The sequence below is a fragment of the Chloroflexota bacterium genome (genome assembly GCA_009840625.1).
Taxonomy (GTDB): Bacteria; Chloroflexota; UBA11872; order UBA11872; family VXNJ01; genus VXNJ01.
The window spans coordinates 26,173-47,580 of record VXNJ01000001.1 but is presented as its reverse complement, the minus strand read 5'-3'; the positions used below and the strand labels follow the sequence as shown (position 1 = coordinate 47,580).

Annotated in this window: 15 protein-coding genes; 7 read left to right on the top strand and 8 right to left on the bottom strand. The window is 58.6% G+C overall.

The window, feature by feature from the left end:
* Positions 1-10: 10 nt before the first annotated feature.
* The gene (locus F4X41_00185) at positions 11-3,802 is read right to left on the bottom strand and encodes a hypothetical protein (GenBank protein MYB15443.1); all 3,792 of its coding nucleotides are present in this window, start codon (positions 3,800-3,802) and stop codon (positions 11-13) included.
* Between the two features lie 568 nt (positions 3,803-4,370).
* Between F4X41_00185 and F4X41_00180 the strand changes: the two genes are divergently transcribed.
* Positions 4,371-5,279, top strand: coding sequence for an alpha/beta hydrolase (locus F4X41_00180; GenBank protein MYB15442.1), 909 nt, complete (start codon positions 4,371-4,373; stop codon positions 5,277-5,279).
* 65 nt (positions 5,280-5,344) lie between these two features.
* Here the strand turns inward: F4X41_00180 and F4X41_00175 are convergent, their stop codons facing one another.
* The 4 genes from F4X41_00175 to F4X41_00160 all read right to left on the bottom strand — a co-directional run bounded on the left by F4X41_00175 (position 5,345) and on the right by F4X41_00160 (position 10,363).
* Positions 5,345-7,015, bottom strand: a complete 1,671-nt coding sequence (locus F4X41_00175; protein ID MYB15441.1) for a hydantoinase B/oxoprolinase family protein — start codon at positions 7,013-7,015, stop codon at positions 5,345-5,347.
* 3 nt (positions 7,016-7,018) lie between these two features.
* Positions 7,019-9,052, bottom strand: coding sequence for a hydantoinase/oxoprolinase family protein (locus tag F4X41_00170; protein MYB15440.1), 2,034 nt, complete (start codon positions 9,050-9,052; stop codon positions 7,019-7,021).
* A gap of 103 nt (positions 9,053-9,155) precedes the next feature.
* A complete protein-coding gene (locus F4X41_00165) occupies positions 9,156-9,581 on the bottom strand; it encodes a GNAT family N-acetyltransferase (protein MYB15439.1) in 426 nt (141 codons plus the stop codon).
* 230 nt (positions 9,582-9,811) lie between these two features.
* On the bottom strand, positions 9,812-10,363 hold the full coding sequence (locus F4X41_00160) for a hypothetical protein (protein ID MYB15438.1): 552 nt from the start codon (positions 10,361-10,363) through the stop codon (positions 9,812-9,814).
* Between the two features lie 169 nt (positions 10,364-10,532).
* On the opposite strand from F4X41_00160, the gene F4X41_00155 reads away from it, so the two are divergent.
* On the top strand, positions 10,533-12,248 hold the full coding sequence (locus F4X41_00155) for a hypothetical protein (protein ID MYB15437.1): 1,716 nt from the start codon (positions 10,533-10,535) through the stop codon (positions 12,246-12,248).
* Between the two features lie 68 nt (positions 12,249-12,316).
* Here the strand turns inward: F4X41_00155 and F4X41_00150 are convergent, their stop codons facing one another.
* Positions 12,317-13,276 (bottom strand): intradiol ring-cleavage dioxygenase, encoded by a 960-nt coding sequence (locus F4X41_00150; protein ID MYB15436.1) that lies wholly within the window; start codon positions 13,274-13,276, stop codon positions 12,317-12,319.
* 179 nt (positions 13,277-13,455) lie between these two features.
* Between F4X41_00150 and F4X41_00145 the strand changes: the two genes are divergently transcribed.
* From F4X41_00145 to F4X41_00125, 5 genes are all read left to right on the top strand, one after another.
* Positions 13,456-14,613 carry a DUF1295 domain-containing protein gene (locus F4X41_00145; protein ID MYB15435.1) on the top strand — a complete coding sequence of 386 codons (1,158 nt, stop codon included), beginning with the start codon at positions 13,456-13,458 and terminating at the stop codon, positions 14,611-14,613.
* Positions 14,614-14,791: 178 nt separating this feature from the next.
* Entirely contained in the window at positions 14,792-15,952 is a 1,161-nt protein-coding gene (locus F4X41_00140) for a DUF1295 domain-containing protein (protein ID MYB15434.1), read from the top strand.
* A 389-nt stretch (positions 15,953-16,341) separates the two neighbouring features.
* Positions 16,342-17,103 (top strand): ABC transporter permease, encoded by a 762-nt coding sequence (locus F4X41_00135; protein ID MYB15433.1) that lies wholly within the window; start codon positions 16,342-16,344, stop codon positions 17,101-17,103.
* A gap of 32 nt (positions 17,104-17,135) precedes the next feature.
* Positions 17,136-17,888 (top strand): ABC transporter permease, encoded by a 753-nt coding sequence (locus tag F4X41_00130; protein MYB15432.1) that lies wholly within the window; start codon positions 17,136-17,138, stop codon positions 17,886-17,888.
* 112 nt (positions 17,889-18,000) lie between these two features.
* Positions 18,001-18,855 (top strand): ABC transporter ATP-binding protein, encoded by an 855-nt coding sequence (locus tag F4X41_00125; GenBank protein MYB15431.1) that lies wholly within the window; start codon positions 18,001-18,003, stop codon positions 18,853-18,855.
* Positions 18,856-18,944: 89 nt separating this feature from the next.
* On the opposite strand, the gene F4X41_00120 is transcribed toward F4X41_00125, so the two are convergent.
* Both F4X41_00120 and F4X41_00115 read right to left on the bottom strand, forming a co-directional pair.
* Positions 18,945-19,679, bottom strand: coding sequence for a DUF2071 domain-containing protein (locus tag F4X41_00120; protein MYB15430.1), 735 nt, complete (start codon positions 19,677-19,679; stop codon positions 18,945-18,947).
* A 118-nt stretch (positions 19,680-19,797) separates the two neighbouring features.
* A complete protein-coding gene (locus F4X41_00115; GenBank protein MYB15429.1) occupies positions 19,798-21,300 on the bottom strand; it encodes a hypothetical protein in 1,503 nt (500 codons plus the stop codon).
* Between the last annotated feature and the right edge of the window lie 108 nt (positions 21,301-21,408).

The following is a 21,408-nucleotide window of genomic DNA, read 5'->3' as shown; positions in this document are numbered from 1 at the left end:
CCGCGCGAAATCAATTGCGAACTATGAATGAATTCCCGAAGTGGACCAACAAATCGACGGTGTTGTTTAAGTGATCCGCCACGCCGCGATTAAATGGCATGCCGGATACTATTGCGGCCTTGAATCTTTCTGTCGCTTCTTCGGCGTCAGGGCGCTTTCTTAGTTCGGTTACCACTGACATCAGAAAGAGTTGCAGTTGTCGGGGCGGGACTTCTGAAACCAACTCGAGGATGATGCCGGCACCAATTGACGCTGCAATTGCTGCCGGGCATTCATTGAAAGACAACGCGCCCAAGAGAGCTCTAGTCCCAGAATTTGAAGCAAAACCGTTTTCACGGTAGCTGTAAACGACGTCGCTTACGCCCACGCGAATGTGTTTGTAGCCGAAGGTAGCGAGGCTCTCAATTGCGGCAGAGTACCGGTCGTCGGACAGGATTTGAGTGCGATTGAGCTCCTCTAGGAGAGACTGAGTATTGGCGACACTTCTGCCGCGCGCAACTGCCAATCTTCCGAGGATCAGGTCATCGCAGACTATTACGGTTTTTTCCGAATGTCCGATTTCGCACCCGGAAAAGACGACACCCACTCCAGGGGCACGTAGTACCGAAAAACACTCTTCAGCGTCGTTTTCAGCAAGTAACGGGTAACAGGGCGTTTTGCCCAGTGACCCGGAAAACTCGGCCAGTGAATTAACAAATTCCCTCCATTCATCCCAATATGACCTGTCCACTTCGGTTAAGAAGTACCTCCCGTCCTGAGCGACGCCGACATGGCCGGCAGGCGCCTTGAGGCTCGCTTCAGCTGCGCTGCGAACAAACTCGTCAACTACATGCTGTGGAACCAAAACCCTGGCAAACCGGTTTCGTAAATCGTCAGCAATTCCTAACTCATGGATCGCAATGAGCGCCAGCGCATCCACTACGACGGCGTCCGCATTCGCTAACGAATTAGCGGCAGTTTCCGCTTCCTCTTCGGATCCAGTTGCAAATTGGATTTGGTGACTGTCGTCCTTGGAAAAAGCCCGCCAAACTTCGGCAATCGAGCGTCCTAAACGTGCACAAAAAATTGTGAAAGGGAGCATCCCGTCTTCATAGACGCGCCCAACTTCCTCTGCATATCGGCTGTGTTCATTCACGACCCGGAAAAAATTCGAAAAATCATCGCCGGCGATTTCGATGGCGTTAATGCCCAAGTTTGTTGGGAATCGCGTAGAGAACTCGGCCGTGGTTTCTTGGAACGCGCGAACAAATTTGCTTTGGATTTCAATGACTTCATATTTCAGAGTCTCGAAGCCTCTTTCGATTTCAATTTCATCACCGACTTTCTTCCCTATGAGGAGTTGCGCCATCTCGCTATCCGGGCCAATATCGCGGGATCCGTTAGCAAATCTCTCGTCTTCAAATATTTGCCACCACTGCTCAATTTGGCCGACCCTCAACCTCACTGCGCTCCCGACCGTTACTTCAGTCTCTTCCGAGATTTCCCCATCATCGCTACCAATCAGCGCAAAGTAACCCATATGCACGTTCGCGTCGTGAAGCCCCATACGGCGAGCCAAATACGCATCATCCAAGTACCCCTGGATTTGAAGGTGTCTCTTTAAATGTGCTACTCGCATGAGCGCATTGGGATTTCCTGACAATGACCACCGATCAATGCGATTCAGGTGATCCACGCAGCCGCATTTGTTTCCATCGCGAATCAATGCGATTGCTAAATCAATCTCGTCCTCGGCAGTCGAGTCTGGAAGAGCACAAATCTCAGAGCGGCGTTCAATTGCCAACGGCATATCGCCGACCAATTCGTACAGCTTCGCTTCCACCTCCAATACCAAACGCGTTGGCTCGGCTGCGTTTGCCCTGATTGCTCTCGCCCAATCGAGCGCGCACTTGAAGCGCTTCGAGTTCACCAAACAAATGAGCAGATCCGTAGCAAGCAAGTGCTGCGCATCCCCATCCACTACTACAGCAATTTCATCCGCGGCCTCTCCGAATCGGCCACGCTTTCTCAGTAGCACCCCTCTGAGCATTCCAACTTGCAAGGTGTCTAATTGGGTTGAATGACCAGCCGCTCGCTGGCTCCACCGCATAGCGGCATCCAAATCATTGCGCGCATCTTTGTAAAGCGCCGCCATTGCGAATAGACGAGGGTTGTTTGAAGATCTTCTTATTGAATAAGCAATTTCCTTACACGCGGTTTCGCTAAGTCCGTCAGCGACCTCGGCCCTGATGAGCAATTCCGCTCTCCTAACGTCGCTCCAATTCGGTTCGCAAAAATCGATTTCACCCCCCAGTAGGTCAATGGCTGCGCGCGGATTTCCATTGGCAAGTTCGGCTTCAGCAAGAGCGACTTTCGCAGTCGGGTCAGGTTTCGACTCCACTACCGGACGAAGAAGGGAAACGGCTTCCAGGGTCCGGTCATCATCGATCAGAAGCATCCCTTTGATTAAGCGTGCCGCCCTATTGGTTGGATCTCGCGACAGGACTGCATCAAGATCTTCTAAAGCCATCTGATCGGATCCAAGCATTGCATGCGCTTGTCCCCTGATCACTAAAGCTGAGTGGTAAGTGCTATCCAATTCACCGGGATTCAGGGAATCGATCGCGCACGATGCAGCGCGAACTGCCGACAAGAGGTTCGGCCGAGCGTCAATAAATTTCTTCCCAGATTGAAAGTGGTGCTCCACCGACGCAATTTCGATCGACGCTTGCGCGAGAAAAACATTTGGATCAACGGATTCTGATTCCGTGATCTCGCGCATGATTCCGATCGCTTCGGGATGCCTTTGTTGCAGTGATCTGATCTCCGCCAATATTGACGCGCAATATACGTCCTTGGTCATCCACTCATGCGAAGAAATCAAGAGTTCTAAATCATCGACCTGGTTCTGTCGCCAATATGCTCGTAGCAGTACGCCGAATGCACGGGAATTGCGTGCATCTATCTTGATTGCTTTACGGGCCAATTTCTCAGCCAGTTCCGGGTCTTCCCTGATTTCTGCAGCAAGTGCTGCATTCGCTAACGCGATCTCACTGTTTGGCGAGTGCCCCAATGCGTCATCGATCAACTCGCAAGCACGATCGATTTCATCTTCAGCCAAATAGCAGTAAGCCAAGTACGTGCAAATCCGAAATTTAATTGCTGGCGGTAACGGTGTTTCACTTTCCTGGATCTGCTGCAGAGCGGTTCGGGCCGAACGGATCTGGAACTGATTAAATAAGTCGCGCGCCAAATCGACTTGTCCGCTTAATGCAACGAGCGCCGGGTCTTCCGAGACTGAATCGTTGCCCTTGTCCGATTGCGCTGAAAGGGCGGAGAGTGACGACTTAATCTCGGTTGTGGCGTCGCCAAGTGCGGAAAGTATTTCGTTCTTGCGGTCTTCTTCGCGAGCGTCATGTACCAATAGTCCGTTTTCGCTTCGAAGCAATTCGTTCGACAAGTGGCCAATGAATCTGGACAAGACTGCCGCTGCAGTCTTTTCGAGTAGGTCTTGGTCATCGAAGTGAAAGCCTCCGACGTCGGTGAAAGACGCAACGATTTCCGCATGGCCCAGGTCTCTTTCCCCTTGTTCAAGCCTGACGATGAATTGATTGAACTCATCACTCGAAATCCACGTTCCAAGGGCTATTTCGGCACCTGGGATATGTGCAAATTCGGGCACGGTGACCGAGACGGCTTGTTGGGCAATTCCAACGTCAGGCCGAAAAACCTCCCTGATCCGACCAAATCCGTATTTCGCGGCGATCGGCAATATTGCCTGGACGAATTGCACGCCGACATTTAGCATTGCTTCTTCCGCCATTGATTGCGCCTCAACCCGATTTCATAGGCCGAACGTTCTCTCACCCAAGAGGATGCGTCACTGATTCCATCTCGTCGTTCGTACTTATTGCCGCGCTGCCGTAGCAATGAGCCTTCGGAATTCAACCGAGGGATTCTAAGATCGACTACTACATATCGTGGGCAACGGATGTCTCGTGGGCACCATATTCCATATGTGCAATTCGGATTAGCCGAATATCCATGACATCTCGCCAATTCGATTCCACGTTTTTGCGGTAGGGATATCGATCACCCTCGGATCGGGCTAAGCGCGCACTCAACATAATTGGGAATATGTCCAGTCTCAACGCGCTGTACCCCGATGAAATGTCACAGCCACGGGAGACTGGCGACGCCAGATTCTGAGTAGCTTTTTCGGCCAGCGTGCAGTTCAGCAGCACACGGATTGGTTGCAGGCTGCGTTTCAAAATTGGATTTCAAGAGAAACGCGTCGTCGCCTCCGAGTTGGAGTGAATCGTGGCAAATATCCCGCAAACTCATCATTCACTTTGCGGCTCGTCGATCGCCTTGCCAGCAGGAAGTAATGCGTGAAAGGGAATTCAGCAGCCATCTGGGAGGTTCCCAAGCCATCGTCCTTGCTGCAGGTTCAGGTGGAAGATGGCAAGTCAATCACGTTGCGGCGTCACGGAAACCCGAATGGCCCCAGATTGATTGTGAGTCACGGGAACGGTCTCGCCATCGACCTTTACTACCCGTTTTGGTCCCTCCTCGCCGGCGACTTTGACGTGCTTGTGCACGACCTCAGGAATCACGGGTGGAATGAAACTGGCGAATTGGAGGGCCACAGCGTTGATGCGTTTGCGCGCGATCAGGACCGGATTGCTTCCGCAATCTCCAGTCACTACGGACAAAAGCCGACCGTTGGCGTTTTCCACTCAATTTCGGCGCTTGCAAGCCTCCACACACCGTCGAAGGGAGAAAACTACTCCGCTTTGGTTCTATTTGATCCGCCCATCTCGAACACCGCTTCTGGAACCAGGAAACTCGAGACGCGATCCAGAGAAACGGCAAGCATGCTCAGGCGCAGGGCTCGATGGTTTCGGTCCCGGGAAGAGCTCGCGGATCTTCACACGTATTTGCCGTATTTCCGCCGGTCGGTTCCGGGAACCTTGGAACTATTGGCGAGGACAACCCTCAAGGAATCGCCGACCGGAAAAGGTTTCGAGCTCCGATGTCCCTCCCAGTTCGAGGCAAGGATCTGGGACCACGCCTCCGAATATGCGGCTTCGGTTGACTTCGGAGCGCTGAGATGCCCCGTAAAGATTGTTTTGCCGGACGCCACCGCTCAGGATCTGGAAGACCCTGTTTTCAACTTTAGAAAAGCTGATGTTTGCCGGCAGGTGCTGCCAGAAACTACGCATCTGCTTCCTCTCGAAAAACCCCATGCGTGCACGGAAGCCGTTCGGGGATTTCTGAAGAATTTGGGGATCCTTTAGACCAGAAACGCGTCTAACTGAACCTGTCAAGCGCTCCTGAATCTGGATTACCCTTCGCCTGGCAACTACCGTTCGCCGTCATCTAATCCGTATTCCTTACGGGCCGCTTCCTCAGAAACGAATCCTTGCCGGACGTCACGCATAACGAGCTCTCGAGCACGCTCAAGTGGGTCGCCGTAACCCCCGCCGCCGCCAGTCCTGGTTTCGACGACCGTCCCGCTGGGCAATTCGCGGGCCCTCATCTTCAAGGGGTGTTCCTCAGTTCCATCAGGAAAACTGATGGTGTTATTGGGGGCTGCTCCATCGCCGCCGCCGGCAAGTCCCCAGGCCGTCGTCACGGAACGATCAAACCAGAGCGCGCCGAAACAACTCTCGAGCAATTTGAAGCGCCGGACAACGCCACAACCGCCGCGCCACTTTCCCGCACCGCCGGAGTCTCGACGTAACGCAAACTCTTCCACTCTGATCGGGAATTTGGTCTCGTATACCTCCGCCGAAATATTCCGAAAAGACCCATTCACGAGATTGATCAGAGCGCTTTCGCCGTCGCCGTCGACACGTGCTCCCCATCCGCCGGCGGTAGGTTCAATCGCGATCCATTGACCGCGGCTTGGATCGACAGAGAAAAAGCAGGAAACCATCGAATCCCCGTAGTGGGCGGCCGTGGCTCGATCCGGAACCGCTTCCGACATGCACGAGATCATCAGGTCGGCCAACAACCCGAGACCGGTGAAGTACCACTCGCAGGCCACCGGCTCCTGGGCGTTGAAGAGGCAAGACCGGGGGATCTTGACCTTCATGGTTTCGAACGACCCGCCGGTGATGGCCCGGTCCGGGTTGATCATCGTCTTGTAGGCAAGTCGCAGCAGGGATTCGGTTTGCACTGCGCCGCAATTTACCGACCCCGGGACCGGACCCGACGTGCCAGACAGGTCGATCAACATCTCTTCGCCACTGATGGTCAGGGCGAGGGCGATCTTGATCGGCCCGTTCCCAACGCCGTCATCGTCAAGGAATCCCTCGCGGTAGTAAGTGCCGTCGGCGAGCTCCGCAATGGCTTCCCGGTCAAGCCTGCGAGCCTGTTCGAATATGTTTTGGCACGCCGAACGGTAAACCTCCGTGCCGATCCGGTCGAGCAACTGTGCCAACCTTTGCTGTCCGGTTCGGATTGAGGCGATCTGCGCATTCAGATCGCCGATCGACACTTCCGGCAACCTGGTATTGAGCCGCAGGTGATCGAACCATTCCCGGATCGGTTCGCCCGCGCGGACGATACGGGTCGGACCCAACCTGAGGCCTTCCTGGTAGATGTTTGTCGATCCCATTACGGACCCGGGGTCGATCGCTCCAATGTCCCCCCAATGCGCCCGGGCCGCACCGAAACCGACCAGATCGCCTTCATAGAAGATGGGGCCGACCGCGGTGATGTCGTGCAAGTGCGTGCCCTGGAGGTAACTGTCATTCATGATGAAGATGTCGCCGGGCGCGATGTCTTCACCGTAGTAATCACGGACATGGTGAACGCAAGCGTCGATGGCGCCGATAAATAACGGAACCCCGGTCGATTGGCCGAGCATGTTGCCGTCTGAATCGAGCAGTGCCACGGCGCTGTCGCGACCCTCATAGATGACCGCCGAATAGGCCGAACGCCACAGCGCCGCATTCATGTCCTCGGCGCAGGAGAGGACGAAATTGCGGACAACCTCGGTCGTTACGGGATCGGCGGTTGCTCGCATCGCCTATCGCTCCAATCGACTGAGCAGCAAGTGCCCGCCGGCAATGGTCGTTGCGATCCATCCGGGCGGAACCAGGGTGGTTGCGGTTCCTTCTTCGATGATGGACGGGCCGCAGACGGTCTCCTTCGCGCCGATCGCCGCTCGTTGCAATATCGCTGTCGGGACTGCCTTGCCTGAGAAGTACACGCTTCGGCTTCGCTCCGGGGAGGGCTCGGCATCGCCCGGCTCGGCCGCCGGGGGCCGGTCGAGTTTGCCCAGGGCGGCAACTCGGAGGTTGGTCATCTCGACCCTGGCTTCCGGGTTGTTGTGCCCGTACTGGCGCGCGTAAGCATCATCAAACGACGCGCGGATCTTGGCCAAATCGATCAATCCTGGCGGAAGTGCGATCGTTAATACGTATTCCTGGCCGTGATAGCGGAAATCGATCGCGCGCTCGAAGGAAATTTCGTCCTTCGATACGCCGTCGGCAACGAGCTCATTGAGCCCTTCGCGCTCGAGATCCGAAAACCTCTCCTGGATTTCGGCTACCGCCAACTGGTCCCAGAAACCGTAATGAGTGCTCTTGAAGTCGTGGCGAACGTCGGTTTGCAGCATGCCCCAAGCCGAGAACGCGCCCGGGAATACTGGGATGACCACATCCTTGGTGCCAAGCTCGTCGGCCAGCGCCGCCGCCTGGGACGGCCCGGCGCCGCCGAATGCGACCAGCGTAAAGTCCCGCGGATCGATGCCACGACGAACCGTGATGGTACGGATCGCGTCCGCCATCTTGGCGTTGATGATGTCAACGATTCCCTGGGCCATGGCGCAGGCATCCAGTCCGAAGCGGGCGCCCATCGATTGCATCGCTTGTTCGGCCCCCTCGGCGTCCAGAGTTACCCGGCTGCCGGCAAAATTTGCGCCGTCGAGGCGCCCGAGCACCAAATTGGCATCGCTTACGGTCGGTCTATCGCCGCCCAATCCGTAACAGATCGGACCAGGTTCGGAGCCCGCCGATTGCGGCCCGACCCGAATGGCTCCAGCCTCTTCCCAGGCGATGGAACCGCCGCCGGCGCCAATAACGTTGATGTCTACGATCGACATCTGCACCGGCAGGCCCTCGATCCTGGCTTCGTTGGACGTCGAAGGCGAACCGTCAATGATCAGACTGGCATCGAAGGACGTTCCGCCCATGTCGATGCAAATGAGGTTTTTTCTCCCGGTCGAAGCCGCCAGGGCGCGGCCGCCGATCGCGCCCCCCACCGGCCCGGAAAGCAGCGTCTGCAGTGGCGAGGTGCTTGCCGCTGAAGTTGACATAACTCCGCCATTGGACTCCATCACATGCAGGGCGCGACCCTCCGGCAGGCGGTCCCCTATTCGAACGGCCAGTCGCTGGAGGTAACCGCGGATGACCGGGGCTACATAACTGTCCATGACCGTCGTCGAGGTACGTTCGAATTCGCGCCACTCAGGCGAAACGCGATGCGAAAGGGCGATGTCGATGCCCGGCAGCCGCCGGCGCAGGATCTCTTCCGCCGCCAGCTCGTGTGCCGGGTTCTGGAAGGAAAAGAGAAAACAGATTGCAATCGAATCGAACTCGCCGGCCTCGACCGTGTCGGCAAATGCTTCAACGTCATCCGGATTGAGCGGTTCGACTACTTCGCCGTCGGCGGCGATGCGCTCTCTCGCGGTGTAGGTGTTCTCGAGCGGGACGAGCGGCTCGGGTTTGTTCCACCGAATCGAGAAGATCTCGCCCCGGTCGTTCCCCTGGATCGTGTAGATGTCCCGGAAATATCGGGTGGTCAGCAACGCTACGCGGGCGCCGGATCGGGTAAGGACCGCATTGAGGCCGACGGTGGTGCCGTGAACGAAGAAATCGATTTCGTCGGTCTTGGCGATTGCGGCTTCGATGCCTTCGACCACCGCGCGAGCTGGGTCACTCGGAATCGAGAGAACTTTGGTCGCGCGACATTCACCGGTAACCACGTCCTGCGCCACGATGTCGGTGAACGTGCCGCCTATGTCGGCGGCCAGTCGATAGCGTCTGGTCGGTTGAGGCAACGAAGTATTTCAGAGGGACAGGAGAAACGGATCGGCAGGTCGGGCCCGTCGGTTTGCAGCTTATTTTCCCGCCGGGTGGTCGGGATTCTGTTGGGAACCGGCGTTACAGGCGCTTGCGCATTTCCACGTGCGGAATGTCCGCTTCCAGGAACACGTCACCATGACGTGCATATCCCCGCTTTACATAAAACTCTTCAATGTATTGCTGGGCGTGCAGCACCGCCCACTCGGAACCGCGGTCGCGCGATTCTTCTTCCAGCTGCGCCAGGATCCGCCCACCGATTCCACGTTCGCGGAAGGCCTGGTCCACCGCCATGCGACCGATCCGGGCAAACCCATCGTCCTGGCGGACTACCCGGCCGGTTCCCACAACATTTCCCTGAACGAGTGCGATCGCGTGAAGCGCGGTGACGTCGTGTTCATCGCGTTCAATTTCCACTGGAATCTGCTGCTCATCGACAAACACCCGGTGGCGGACTTGCAGGGCGCGCTGCAGCTCGGCTTGCGATTCGGCCAGTTTGACGATGATGCGATTCAAAGTCGTGCTCCTGGCAAGGCGACATTACGGACGAATCGGTCCAGGCTGCTCCCGGTTTGGCCGCCTGAGTCATCAGAATTAGACATAATAATGATTATGTCTAATGGCTCCAAAAGGAGCCCGTGAACTGAATCCGCCATTTCTGACTCAAAGTGCCTCTTCAAAGTGGCTGATTCTTTTTGCGGCTTGAATTTGGGATTGCGACTGCACTTGAATTGGATTCAATACGTAAGGCGGCGCAATTGTTCAGCCAACCCCACGAGCGTCTGCCATTGATTCACGCTGGGCTTCATTCGGGTTTTGACCTCAATCGTCCACCCGGAAAAATCGTCCGCATGGCTCTCGATTTCAACATCGCCCATGTGGCGAATAAGGTCCGTCAATTCGTGTTGTCCATTGAGAGATTCAATCAATCCGGATCCGTAGTCCTCGCCCCGCCAATCGACCGAAGTGACTTTGCCAAACAGGGGAAAGGATTTGGTCCTCCGGGTGGAAACCTTAACCGGGTGGTGCGCCGCGCCAGGAAGTTGGGCAGGAACCAGCAACGCCGTCCACCATTGCGGCGGACTGTATTGAGACCCGTCAATCTTGAGTACGTTGATCGACGCTACTGGGCCTCCTCTTATGTCAATTATGCCCAGTGAACGGCGAAACAGCGATTTGCACACTTCTTCTTCCCGGCGGCCGCGATTGGCCATAACCGCGTCGACACCCGCTCTCCGAAGCGCGAACTCCAGGTCGTCTCGCGTCTTGTCACGAAGTTTTTCTTTCAAGAATTCGCGGTCCTTGAATCGTTAGCAAATTAACCGCTCAACGCTTTCCTATATATAAAGGCGGTCCAGCTCCGCAGTCGCAAAGACAATTGTTCGATGCAACAAAGTAGTGGACCTTTATGTCCACTTCTTCTAGCCACGGTCGAGGCCGGAGGGCGCCAGAACCACCATGCCGTTATCAATCGAGCAGTTTGAAACCGCCGTCCGCGAATTAGCGTGTGAGCCGGATGTCGATTGGCGGCGAGCGGCTTGCGGCGTGACCCGCCCCGGGCGAGAAATCGTCACTCTGGAGGGTCCGGATTTCTACGACAAGGAATGCAATCGGATCCGAGTAGCGCTGGTCGGCGGGCTGTCAGGAACCCCAGAAGACGTCGAAATTGCGCTACTCGCTGTGCGGGCCATTGCATGTAAGTCCGATCGGTCCCGCATCGCCGTGATTTCCGTACCGTGCGCCAATCCCGGCGGGTTGGCTTTGGGATCCGGGCCGGCGAATGGAGCGGGCGGTCGGGTTGACCGCGGTTACCCGCCGGCCGGCGGATTCTTCAATCATGCGACCAGTCCTGAATCCCGCTATCTGTGGCGTTGGACTTGCTACCAGGCTCCGGACGTCGTAATCGAAGTTCGATCCGGGCACGGCACGGACTGGGAAACGAATTTGGCAGCAGGCACGTTGCGCAACCGCCTTGCGGCCAAACCGGCGACGCCGCACGACTCATTCATTGCCGCCCTCGGCGATGACGGCCAAGTTGATCCGGGTCCCATTCCCGGGGTCCGCCTCACGGCGGGCGCAGATTCGCTCAACCGGGAGCTCGGGCGCTTGCTCGATCTGCTGTCCGATGAACCGCCGGGCCCCTCCCGGTCCCGACAAGTTATCGAGTCGCGGGCTGCCCGCGATCCAACCGAAGTTGGGCGCGATCTGGCAAGAACGAACGGTCGAACGCTGGACCCGATCAATTACACGCAGGGCGTGGCGATTAGCGGCAGGTTGCGGCTTGCCATGCTGGAGCCGACCCCAATGGGCATCGTGGGCGACGTCGCTTCACTCGTTGAACCTTTGACCGCGGATCCGGCTAGCGTTCTTGGCGCCAACGCGGGAGCGCCCGCAGTGGCGACGGTGGTCTGGGCTGAAGAGATGCTCGCGCTGACCAGGGACGCCCGCTACGGAAACGTGCTCGCGAGCGCAATGCGCGCATTCGAAGCCCGCGGCGATGATGAACCGCCTTTTCCGCTGGACCCTAACTTCATCGCCGAAGATCATTTCCTCGCATCCGCGGTTATAGGCAGGGGTGCACGCGTTAGTCGGGACTCCAATTCCGCCAATTACGTGAAACTGCTCACCGACTTCTTGCTGAATGCGGAGATCCAAGACCCGAACGGCCTTTTCAGGCACAGTCGGCACGGACCGGTTTACTGGGGACGCGGCAACGGGTTCGCCGCAATGGGCCTGGCGGAGTACCTGACGTACATACCCGAAGACGGGCGGCGCGATGGCGGAGAGTTGGTATCGAGATTCCGCCGGCATATGGAAGCGCTCCGACCCTTGCAGCAACCTTCCGGGATGTACCTGCAGGTCCTCGACTTCCCGGGTTCGTATCAAGAGCTGACCGCCACCTGCATGATCGGTTACGCCATGGCCCGCGGAATCCGGCTGGGCGTCCTAGATGACCGATTTCGGCAGTCTGTCGGAAGCGCCTGGCGCGCCGCGACCGAGCGCATAGACGCTGCCGGAAACATAGTTGACGGGTGCGCGAGCACCGGGGTCATGGACGGATTGCGGAGCTATCTTGATCGTCCCGCCAATTCCGGTTACGACGACCGTACCGGTGCAATGGCGCTTTGGTTTGCCGCCGAAATCGCCCGGCTGAACTCGGGAGATGACGGCTAACAGCACAGGCTTCCGTCCGTCGCCCGAGCGCCCGGCCGAGACAACCGGCGAAGACATTCCAAATTCGGCTAAAGCACCACGCCGACGGTGATGGCGCCGGAATAACCCGCCGTGTCTCCGGTGATCGTCGCGAGCAGGTTGCCGTCGGAGGGATCCTCTCGCAAAACCGAGTCGTTGCCGTTGCGGGTTGCGCGATTTGGCCGTTCGCTGTACGGAGGCTGCTCGAACACGCGATCGCTCACGTCGTCCGGGAAATAGAACTGGGAAGTCAGGAAGGAATTCCCCTGGTAGTGGACCTTGAAGTGAATATGGACCGCGCGGCCGGGGTACCAACCCGGATAAATGGTGTCGAACCGGGCAATTCCATCGACATCAGTTAACTGGGTCCCACGCAGAAAAGTCTGCCCGGACGTGTCCAGCCCGCCCAGCTGGTCGGGATACCCGGAATAGGTGCCGGCGGCGTCCGCGTGCCAAATATCCACGTATGCGTCCTTGAGCGGCTCGCATTTTTCGTCGACCCTGACCACCCGGACGGACATTTGCAGTGGGGTCCCGACGCGGTCTTCGACGATGTCACGCCGTACCTGATCGGTATCGAAGTAAAACGGTCCCTCCGTCGCCTCGGGTGTAAGCACGCAGACTGGATCGTCCACGATCGGCGCCGGAATCGGCACGGAGGTAGCCAGAGTGTTCTCCCGGCTACCAGATCCGATCGGCGCGCGGAACTGGCACCCGGTGAGCACCGCCGCTCCCAATAGGCCCAACTTCCGAATCAACCTTCTTCGGGTGCCGAAATTGGGATCCGGACATGGATCTTCTGATACTCGCCGGTGGAGGGAGAGTCTGTCTGTTTCCAGTCCCGTCATTCTTTCCGCTCGCGGCACGCGGTGCATCCAAATTCGCGCCCGCAGAGGGCGAGTCCATTTTTGTTGCAACCACTCAATGTTCGCCGGCTCCAGCGAGCCGCAGCTCCGCGCTCGCCCGAGCCGAATTCCAGTAAACGTCTTCACATTTATGTCTACTTCCATAGTGCCTGCCGTTCCGGCATCGATCCCCGACCATCCGTGGGCCCGGAGGACAGGGAAACAGTTCCGAAGATCCCATCGCCGTGCGTTTTGGCCCGCAATTCGATCGGGTGCAGCAGGTAATCACGCCGCGTATCTTCGACACCCGCCCGGGTCTTTATCAATAATGGTCACGCCACCAGCTGAAGGGACGTGCGGCCGTGATTGATTGGCTCGGAATCGACCATCTGTTTGATCTCTCCGGGACCGAAGCCATTGCGGGGTTTCTTACGCCGCTGGCGGTATTCGCGGTGTTTTTTCTTGCCCAGGTCATCCTGCCCGCGCGCCGAGTTCCGGGATATGTCCAGAATCCGGCCACTGGCGAGCCGCGCAATTACCGGCTAAACGGTGTGATCGTTTTTTTGATCGCGTTGGTCGTGTGGGCATTCGAACTCACCGGCATGCCGCGCGATTGGTTCTACCGCTCGGCAATTTATGCCGTTGCCGGGGGCACCGTTTTTTGTCTGGTGTTTTCATTGTTCGCGGTTTTCAGCCAACCGCAGGGCGAGATCAAGAATTCATTCCTGGCCTTGTGGGAGGGGCGCGCGCTCGAACTGCCGTTCTTCAACGAGCGCTTCGACGTGAAGATGTACCTCTACGTGGTCGGTGGGACCATGCTTGTGCTCAACGCCCTGTCCGGCGCGGCGTACCACTACGAACTCTTTGGCGATGATTCCAATCCGGGCGTATTCCTCTACGCGGCCTTTTTCACGTTCTACATATTCGATTACATGGTCTTCGAGCGAGTCCAGCTCTACACGTACGACCTGATCCATGAAATGCTCGGGTTCAAGCTCATCTGGGGCGGACTGGTCATCTACGGCTGGCTTTACATCCTTCCGATCTGGGGGATGGCAGTCCATCCCGATCCGGGTTTTTCGACGGCCTGGACGTACGTTTGGCTGATCGGCACCACCGTCCTGTTTCTGTTCGGGTGGAGCATTTCGCGCGGCGGAAACCTGCAGAAGTACACGTTCAAGCGCTGGCCGGACAGGAAGTTCCTGGGGATCATCGAACCCCAGTACATCCAGGCCGGAGACCGCAAGATCCTTTGCAGCGGCTACTGGGGCCTCGCTCGCCACTTGAACTACCTGGGTGAGGGGTTCATTTGCATTTCGATCGGTCTTGTTTTCGGCTACTTCACCAATCCCTGGGCCTGGACCTATTTCGTATTCATCGTCTCGCTTTTCACCTGGCGGCAACGCCTGGACGAATCTGTCTGCGCCGAGAAATATGGCGAAGAAAAATGGGCGGAGTACAAGGCCAGGGTCAAGTACCGGATTTTCCCGGGCATCTACTAGAGAGTCCCGGCGCAGCTCGTGTGGGCTCCCTCCGCGTCCGCCCAAGTCATGCAATTGAATTCGCCCGGCGTTTCGATATCGCTCACCTGGCGTTCGAGTTCAGGCAACATTTTGGTCGATCCCGGTCGAACTTCGCGCCCGTTGATAGTCCGGGCGCCTTGGCCACAACGGCCGCTAAATTCGGGTAAGGCGAGTGATCGTGATTGACGGGCTCGGAATAGGCCACCTGCTCGAGCTTTCGCCGGCGGAGGCCGCAGCCGGGTTCTTCACGCCTTTGGCGATCTTCGTAGCGTTTTTTCTGGCGCAGCTCGTTTTGCCGGGCGTACGCGTACCCGGCTACGTCATAGATCCGCGCACCGGGCAGACCCGCAAGTACCGCCTGAACGGGATCCTGGTCTTTGCGATCGCTCTGGCGGTGTGGGGATTCGAGCTCACCGGAATGCCCCGGGACTGGTTTTACAGATCCTCCGTTTACGCCGTGGCCGGGGGAACAGTCTTTACCGCTAGCTTTACCGCCATCGCGGTGCTCACCCAGCCGGCGGAATCGTCGAAGGGACTGCTGGCGGCGCTGTGGAGCGGGAGGGTCCGGGAGCTGTCGTTCTTCCGGGACCGCGTGGACCTGAAGATGTATTTCTATGTCGTGGGCGGCACCATGCTTTCGCTAAACGCCCTATCCGGGGCCGCCTATCACTACCAGCGATTCGGTGACGACTTCAACCCTGGGGTATTCCTTTACGCGGGATTCCTTACGTACTACGTGCTGGATTACTTTGTTTTCGAGCGTGTCCAGCTTTACACCTTTGACGTGATTCACGAAAAGCTGGGATTCAAGATGTTCTGGGGTGGCATGGTCGTCTTCGGGTGGTTGTTCATCCTCCCGCTGTGGGGCATGGCTGCCCACCCGAGCCCGGAATTCCATTCGCCGTGGGCACTCATATGGCTCATCGCGGCGCCCGTCTTGTACTTGACCGGTAATGGGATTGCACGGGCCACGAACATGCAGAAATACACGTTCAAGCGCTGGCCGGAACGCAAATTCCTAGGGATCATCGAGCCCGAATACATCCAGGCGGGGGACCGCAAGATCCTGTGCAGCGGGCTTTGGGGATTGGCCCGCCACCTCAACTACTTCGGCGAATTCGTCATGGGGCTGGCGATCGTGCTGGCTTTTGGGTATTTCGCCAATCCCTGGTCGTGGATTTACCTCGTGTACGTGGTAACTCTTTTCACGGTTCGTCAACGCGAAGACGATCACTACTGCGCCGAAAAATACGGCGACGAGAAGTGGGCGGAGTACCAGGCCCGGGTTCAGTACCGGATCATTCCCGGCATCTATTGAATTGCACGGTTCGGGCGCGCGCCGGGTTTTGAAGCTTGTTGGCCCGAACCCTTGCCCGAGCAGCGGACTTGCAAGGGCGGAGTTCTAAGCGCGCCCGGCGACGCGTCCCGGCGCCGCCCGGAGGGATTGCATCGGAATTGGCGGACGGGCCTGGACTACAGCCGGAGGTCGATGTTTCCGCGAATTCAATCCGGGCCCGTGTGTCCGGGCGCATCGCGGCTGCGTTCGATCCGGGCGGTTGGGAGTAGCGGCGGAAGTCCGCACAGCATCGACGGCGGAAAGAATTCAACGACCAGTCGCCGATAATCTGTCCCTATTTTGGTAACCCGCACCCAGCCCGACTGAGCGAGCAAATCCAAAAGGTCTCCCCATTACCCGCTCTCGGGTGGATGTTCGTCGCCTCGTTGCGCGCGCAGTTCCGAATGAGCCGTCGCGACATAGGGGACCTCTTCATGGCGATTTCCCACCCTGTTTACGCGCTGATATTCATGGCGATATTCGTCCACGTCGGGCGCGAGGATCTTGCGTCCTATGCGCTGGTGGCTCCGATGCTGATGGGAGTTGTCGGGACGGCGGCTTTCGTCGCCGGCGAGCTGGTCATGCGCGAGCGGAGGGATCAAACCCTAGAGGTTTCGGTCATTTGTCCAGTGCCGTTTCCGGCAGTCATCTTTTCAAGAATCCTGGTCATTACCGCGATATCGATGGTCGGGATCGTTGAGAGCTGGCTGATCGTTCGGTTCGGGTTTGGAATTGATATTGCGATCCATCATCCGGGCACGTTCGCTGCGGCGATCCTGTTGACCACGATCGCGTCCGCGGGTACCGCGCTGATCGCCGCGGCGGTGTTTTGTTTCGCGGAGGAGGTCAGGACCTTTCAAAACTCAATCACGTTCCCGCTGCTTCTTTTTTCCGGGGTCTTGGTACCCGTCACGGCGTTTCCCGACTGGCTGGAGCCGATCAGCCGGGCCGTATTCCTCTACTGGTCCGCGGACCTGCTCAGGGCATCGATGCAGCCCGAGATCCCGCAGGGTGCCAACCTGGCGCTGGCGGCACTCGCCGGACTTGGGATCGGCTCGACGCTCCTGGGTGCAGTTCTGCTCAGGCGGATGATCGGATACCTTCGGCGCGAAGGCCGGCTGGGGGTGTTTTGACCGCCCTGCGCACATTCAGATTCGGCTTTTTCGTGGGGGTACGTGACTTCACGAGTTTTTGGGGCTGGAAGTCGTGGTTCGGCGGCTGGATGGTCCAAATGATCGCCCAGGCAGTCTTTTTCTCGCTCTTGGCCAGGTTGTTCGAATCGCCGGACCAGGAACGGTTCCTTCTGATCGGCTATGCGGTCGCGGTCGGCGCCGCAAACGTCGCCTGGACGATCCAATCCACTGCCTGGGATCGATGGATGGGCACCTATCCGCTGCTGGTGATCGCGCCATCGAGCCTGGCGCCGGCGGTGATGGGCCGCACGTCCATTTGGTTGCCGGCGGGAGTGGCAACCACCTTGTTGACGTTGTCGTTTATGGCGATCGTATTCGATCTGGCATTGCCATGGCCGGCCGCAATCGCCGTGGTGCCGCTCGTCGTGTTGACATCGCTCAGCACCTATTGTTTTTCGTTGTTCCTAGGGGCGCTGGTCATCCGAATCCCCGGGGCACGCAACTTCATACATTCGGTCATAACGATCGGCGCCCGCGCTTTTTGCGGCGTCAGCGTCCCGGTTTCTTTCTGGCCGGAAGGGGTGCAAATCGTGGTGCAGGTTCTTCCGATTACCCACGGTTTGCAAGCGATTCGACTGCTGTTCGATGAAGCGCCCGCCACCCAGGTGCTTATATCGGCATCCCTGGAGTTGGCGGTCGCGCTGGGCTGGATCACCCTCGCCCTCATTGCGATGGATCGAATGGCGAATGCCGGAAGGGCCGACGGTTCAATTGAATTCGTGTGAATCGCGGCGCGGTTAGGGTCAAGGCTTGATTTCGGTAGCGACCAAAGACCTGACGAGGGTTTACAAGATCAGGGGCGCGAACCCCGACGTGCTTGCCCTGGACCATGTATCGATGAATGTCGAGGAAGGCGAGATCCACGGTTTGCTGGGCCCCAATGGCGCCGGCAAGACGACCCTGGTAAAGGTGCTTTCCACCGTGTTGCTGCCCACCAGCGGCACCGCATCGGTGCTCGGCTTCGACGTGGTCCGCGACACGAACCGGGTCCGCCAAATGATCGGCGTCGTCCTGGGCGGGGACCGCGGAGTTTACTGGCGGCTGACCGGCCGCGAAAACCTCGAGTACTGGTCGGCACTGTACAAGGTGCCGGCGCGAACGGCCAAACGCCGGGTGACGGAGCTCCTGCGAATGGTCGGCCTTGCCGATCGCGCCGACCACCTGGTTGAAGGGTATTCGCGGGGAATGAAGCAACGGCTGCACCTCGCGCGCGGACTCGTTGGGGATCCCCAGGTCCTGTTTCTCGATGAACCTACTTCCGGCATGGACCCGGTCGCCGCTCTTGAATTCCGGCGCCTGGTGACGGACCTGCGGGCGCAGGGCAAGACAATACTGCTGACCACTCACGATATGGCTGAGGCCGAGGCCGTTTGCGACCGCGTGACCTTGATAGATCGCGGAAAAATCCTGGCCGTCGAAACCCCGAATTCGCTGGGCCGGATGGTCGCGCAATTCGAGCGGATCGACTTCCAAGGGGGCACGGACGATCTGCTGCAAATACTGGCTTCGGTGCCGGGAGTCGCGTCCGCGAAGCTTATGCCGGACGGCCGCCACCGCGTTGAACTGGAAAGCGAATCGGCCTCGCGCCAGGTACTTGAAGTCCTGGTGAGCGCCGGGGTTTCCGCGATCAATACATCGCGACCCAGCCTGGAGGAGGTTTACCTCCACGTCATTGGGAATCGCACCGAATAGTCCAGTCTGTCGAGCATTAGCCGGCCTCGACCGCCGGGTTCTTCAGGACCGATCCGACCGTTACCGCCGCCGGAATCGAACGCGATTTTTTAGGAGACCAAGCGCCTGGAGCGACCGACCGATACGGCCGACCCTTCCGCCAGGAAGACCGACGCCGGAACGCTTTCAAGGTACCCGGCAAAGACATCTCCATACATGGACCGAGCGTCGAGCTTCCACGAAACGATTGATGCCGGGGCGACCCGCCACCGGGGCCGATCGACGCGGTACTCCACCGTTGCGCCGTCGCGTTGGATCACGTACCCCCAATGGTGTTCGGCAACGAACGAAGTATTGGAATCGATATCAGGAATCTCCGCCGGTCCGGTCGCCTGAACGGACAGGTTGCCCCATTGCCCGCCCATACGCCATTCATAGCGGGCAAATCCTGAACCGACCTCGTGACGCATCGGCAAGGTGTGATAGTTCTCGTTGTAGACCGCTCGCGCGACCAGAGTCACAGCCCGCTTGGGGACTATTTCCTTAACGAACACGACCCCTCTTCGCAATTCGCCGCCGACCGTGCGGCTTACGTAAAAGCGAAGATTCATTTCTTCGAAATCCCGATGAAACGGCACCGGGACGCCCAGGAGGCGAGTGTTCAGGAACCGGAAGGCTACGAGGCTGACGAAGCACCGGCCCCGCCACAGGCTGAGCTCGGTCCCATTCGGGACGAATCGCTCCAGCATTTCGGGGTCGACTTCGAAATTGACGATGGCCAGATCACGCCATTCGGCGGTGAGAAAGGGCCTGCCCGGTTGGCCTCCGGTCAACGCCACGTCAATTTACCGGGTCCGGCCGGCCACCGTGACCGACCTAAGTTCGTTTTCCGATCGGGGGTGGCGCAATGACTGTTGCTGCTAACGGTGCTGACTCTGGCAAGGTCAGGGCTCGCCGCACCGGTCAAGCGCTGCCGGCAAAGTAAAACTCGGCGGAAGCACTGACGATAAGCGCGCCATCTACGGGGCTTTCCTCCCTGATCTCGACGCGAATGAATCTTGGTGCAATGATTTCCGGCAATTCGACTGACTTTGCGAATGTGCCCGGCCCGCCGAATTCGCCCTGCACAGTTATGTAGCCTTCGCCGACGTTTGCTCCGGCCCGGTCGTAAAGCCGGTACGAGAGATTCTTCTCAAACGGCAGCGAGCTGATCCGGCCTCGCAATTCCAGGGAGCCGAAAACAGTCGAGCCGCTTGCCGGGAGCTCCAGGACCAGTTCGGAGACGGGTTCGCGGCGTTCCCTTCCGTCGGTAAGCGGGGCGGCCTGCAGGATCACCCCGACGCTCGTGCGGGCCGGTTCCATTCCCCTCGCCACGGCAGGGTCTATGATTTCGATTCGTCCCGGCTCATCTCTGGCGGCGAAGAATTCGATCGGCGCGGCGAACGTCGTCGGGTAGTCCGACTCCGACCCTTCTGCGACCGGGATTGTTCCGGTGCCGATCACTCCTCCGCGGGCATCGTAAACGAGATAGGTGAGTGAACCAGAGCCAGGAGTCGTGCTCGCAGTGCCGCGGACCTGGATTCCGCTTGCTACCGACTCTCCCGGGAGCGGCGCGCCGATCACCAAAGCCTGCCGCGAAATCAGCCGGTCTCCGCGGAGCAAATACCTGCGGGCAACCGACAAACTCGGGCAACAGAGCCCGTCGCCCGGGCCATGCGAAACGGTATCGGCGACGATTCCGCCGCGTGCGGCGGCAAGGCGTTCAACCCGCACGCGGTCGCCCAGAAAGGCGCGCGCCGCCTGCACCGGTTCTCCGCCGCGGTCGAGGAACGCGACCAGATGGATGAACGTCCCGCTTCCGCCCCCGGAGGTGAAGGCGACGATCGCGGCATCGGTGTAACCGTCGCCGTTCAGATCGCTGAAAGCAACGGTGTCCGCGATGACACCCGCATATTCCCGGACGCTCGGCTCCCGTTCGGACGCGATCGAGGCCTCGCCGTCTGCCAGCCGGATCGGGGTGTCCTCTCCGCCCAGCAACGGCAGCCGGTATTCGGCGTTCAGCAGTTGGTCGAGGGTGATTCGACGCAACGATCGGTCTGGTGGGTCCCACGCTTCCCAAGGGAAGTACTCGTCATTTGGCCATGGCCGGACCCCGGCGGGGCCGCGGACCCAAGTGTGTCGATGATCGAAGAATCCGGTCCAGTTGTCGGCTTTGCGCCAGGTGAGCAGGCCGTTGCTGGTTGCCTGTTGGGTCAGTCCCGTTTCCGGATCGTGGTGCTCGTTCTCGAGGCACTCGCCGACCACGTCCGGAATCAGGTCGCGCAGGGCCTTGAATCCCAATTGAAAGGAGCAGTCCTGGGCGGCCAGAGGTTGCGCGGCCAAAAGCAGCGCGGCCAATCCCAGCAGCACCGCCAGACGCACACCTAATTCGCGCCTTCTTCGGCTGAGGCCATTTCGCCGGATCATGCGTCTTGCCTGACAACTTCCAGTTGCGGTGCGGGGCCTACATCAGGGCGCCAACGGTCACCCGGAATCATCGGATGCAGGCAATTTTCGGTGCTACAGTGCGCCCCG

Coding starts and splice junctions, on each gene's coding strand:
- F4X41_00185 (MYB15443.1), bottom strand. CDS start 3,802: ATGGCGGAAGAAGCAATGCTAAATGTCGGCGTGCAATTCGTCCAGGCA.
- F4X41_00175 (MYB15441.1), bottom strand. CDS start 7,015: ATGCGAGCAACCGCCGATCCCGTAACGACCGAGGTTGTCCGCAATTTC.
- F4X41_00155 (MYB15437.1), top strand. CDS start 10,533: ATGCCGTTATCAATCGAGCAGTTTGAAACCGCCGTCCGCGAATTAGCG.
- F4X41_00150 (MYB15436.1), bottom strand. CDS start 13,276: ATGGAAGTAGACATAAATGTGAAGACGTTTACTGGAATTCGGCTCGGG.
- F4X41_00135 (MYB15433.1), top strand. CDS start 16,342: ATGTTCGTCGCCTCGTTGCGCGCGCAGTTCCGAATGAGCCGTCGCGAC.
- F4X41_00125 (MYB15431.1), top strand. CDS start 18,001: ATGAATGTCGAGGAAGGCGAGATCCACGGTTTGCTGGGCCCCAATGGC.
- F4X41_00115 (MYB15429.1), bottom strand. CDS start 21,300: ATGATCCGGCGAAATGGCCTCAGCCGAAGAAGGCGCGAATTAGGTGTG.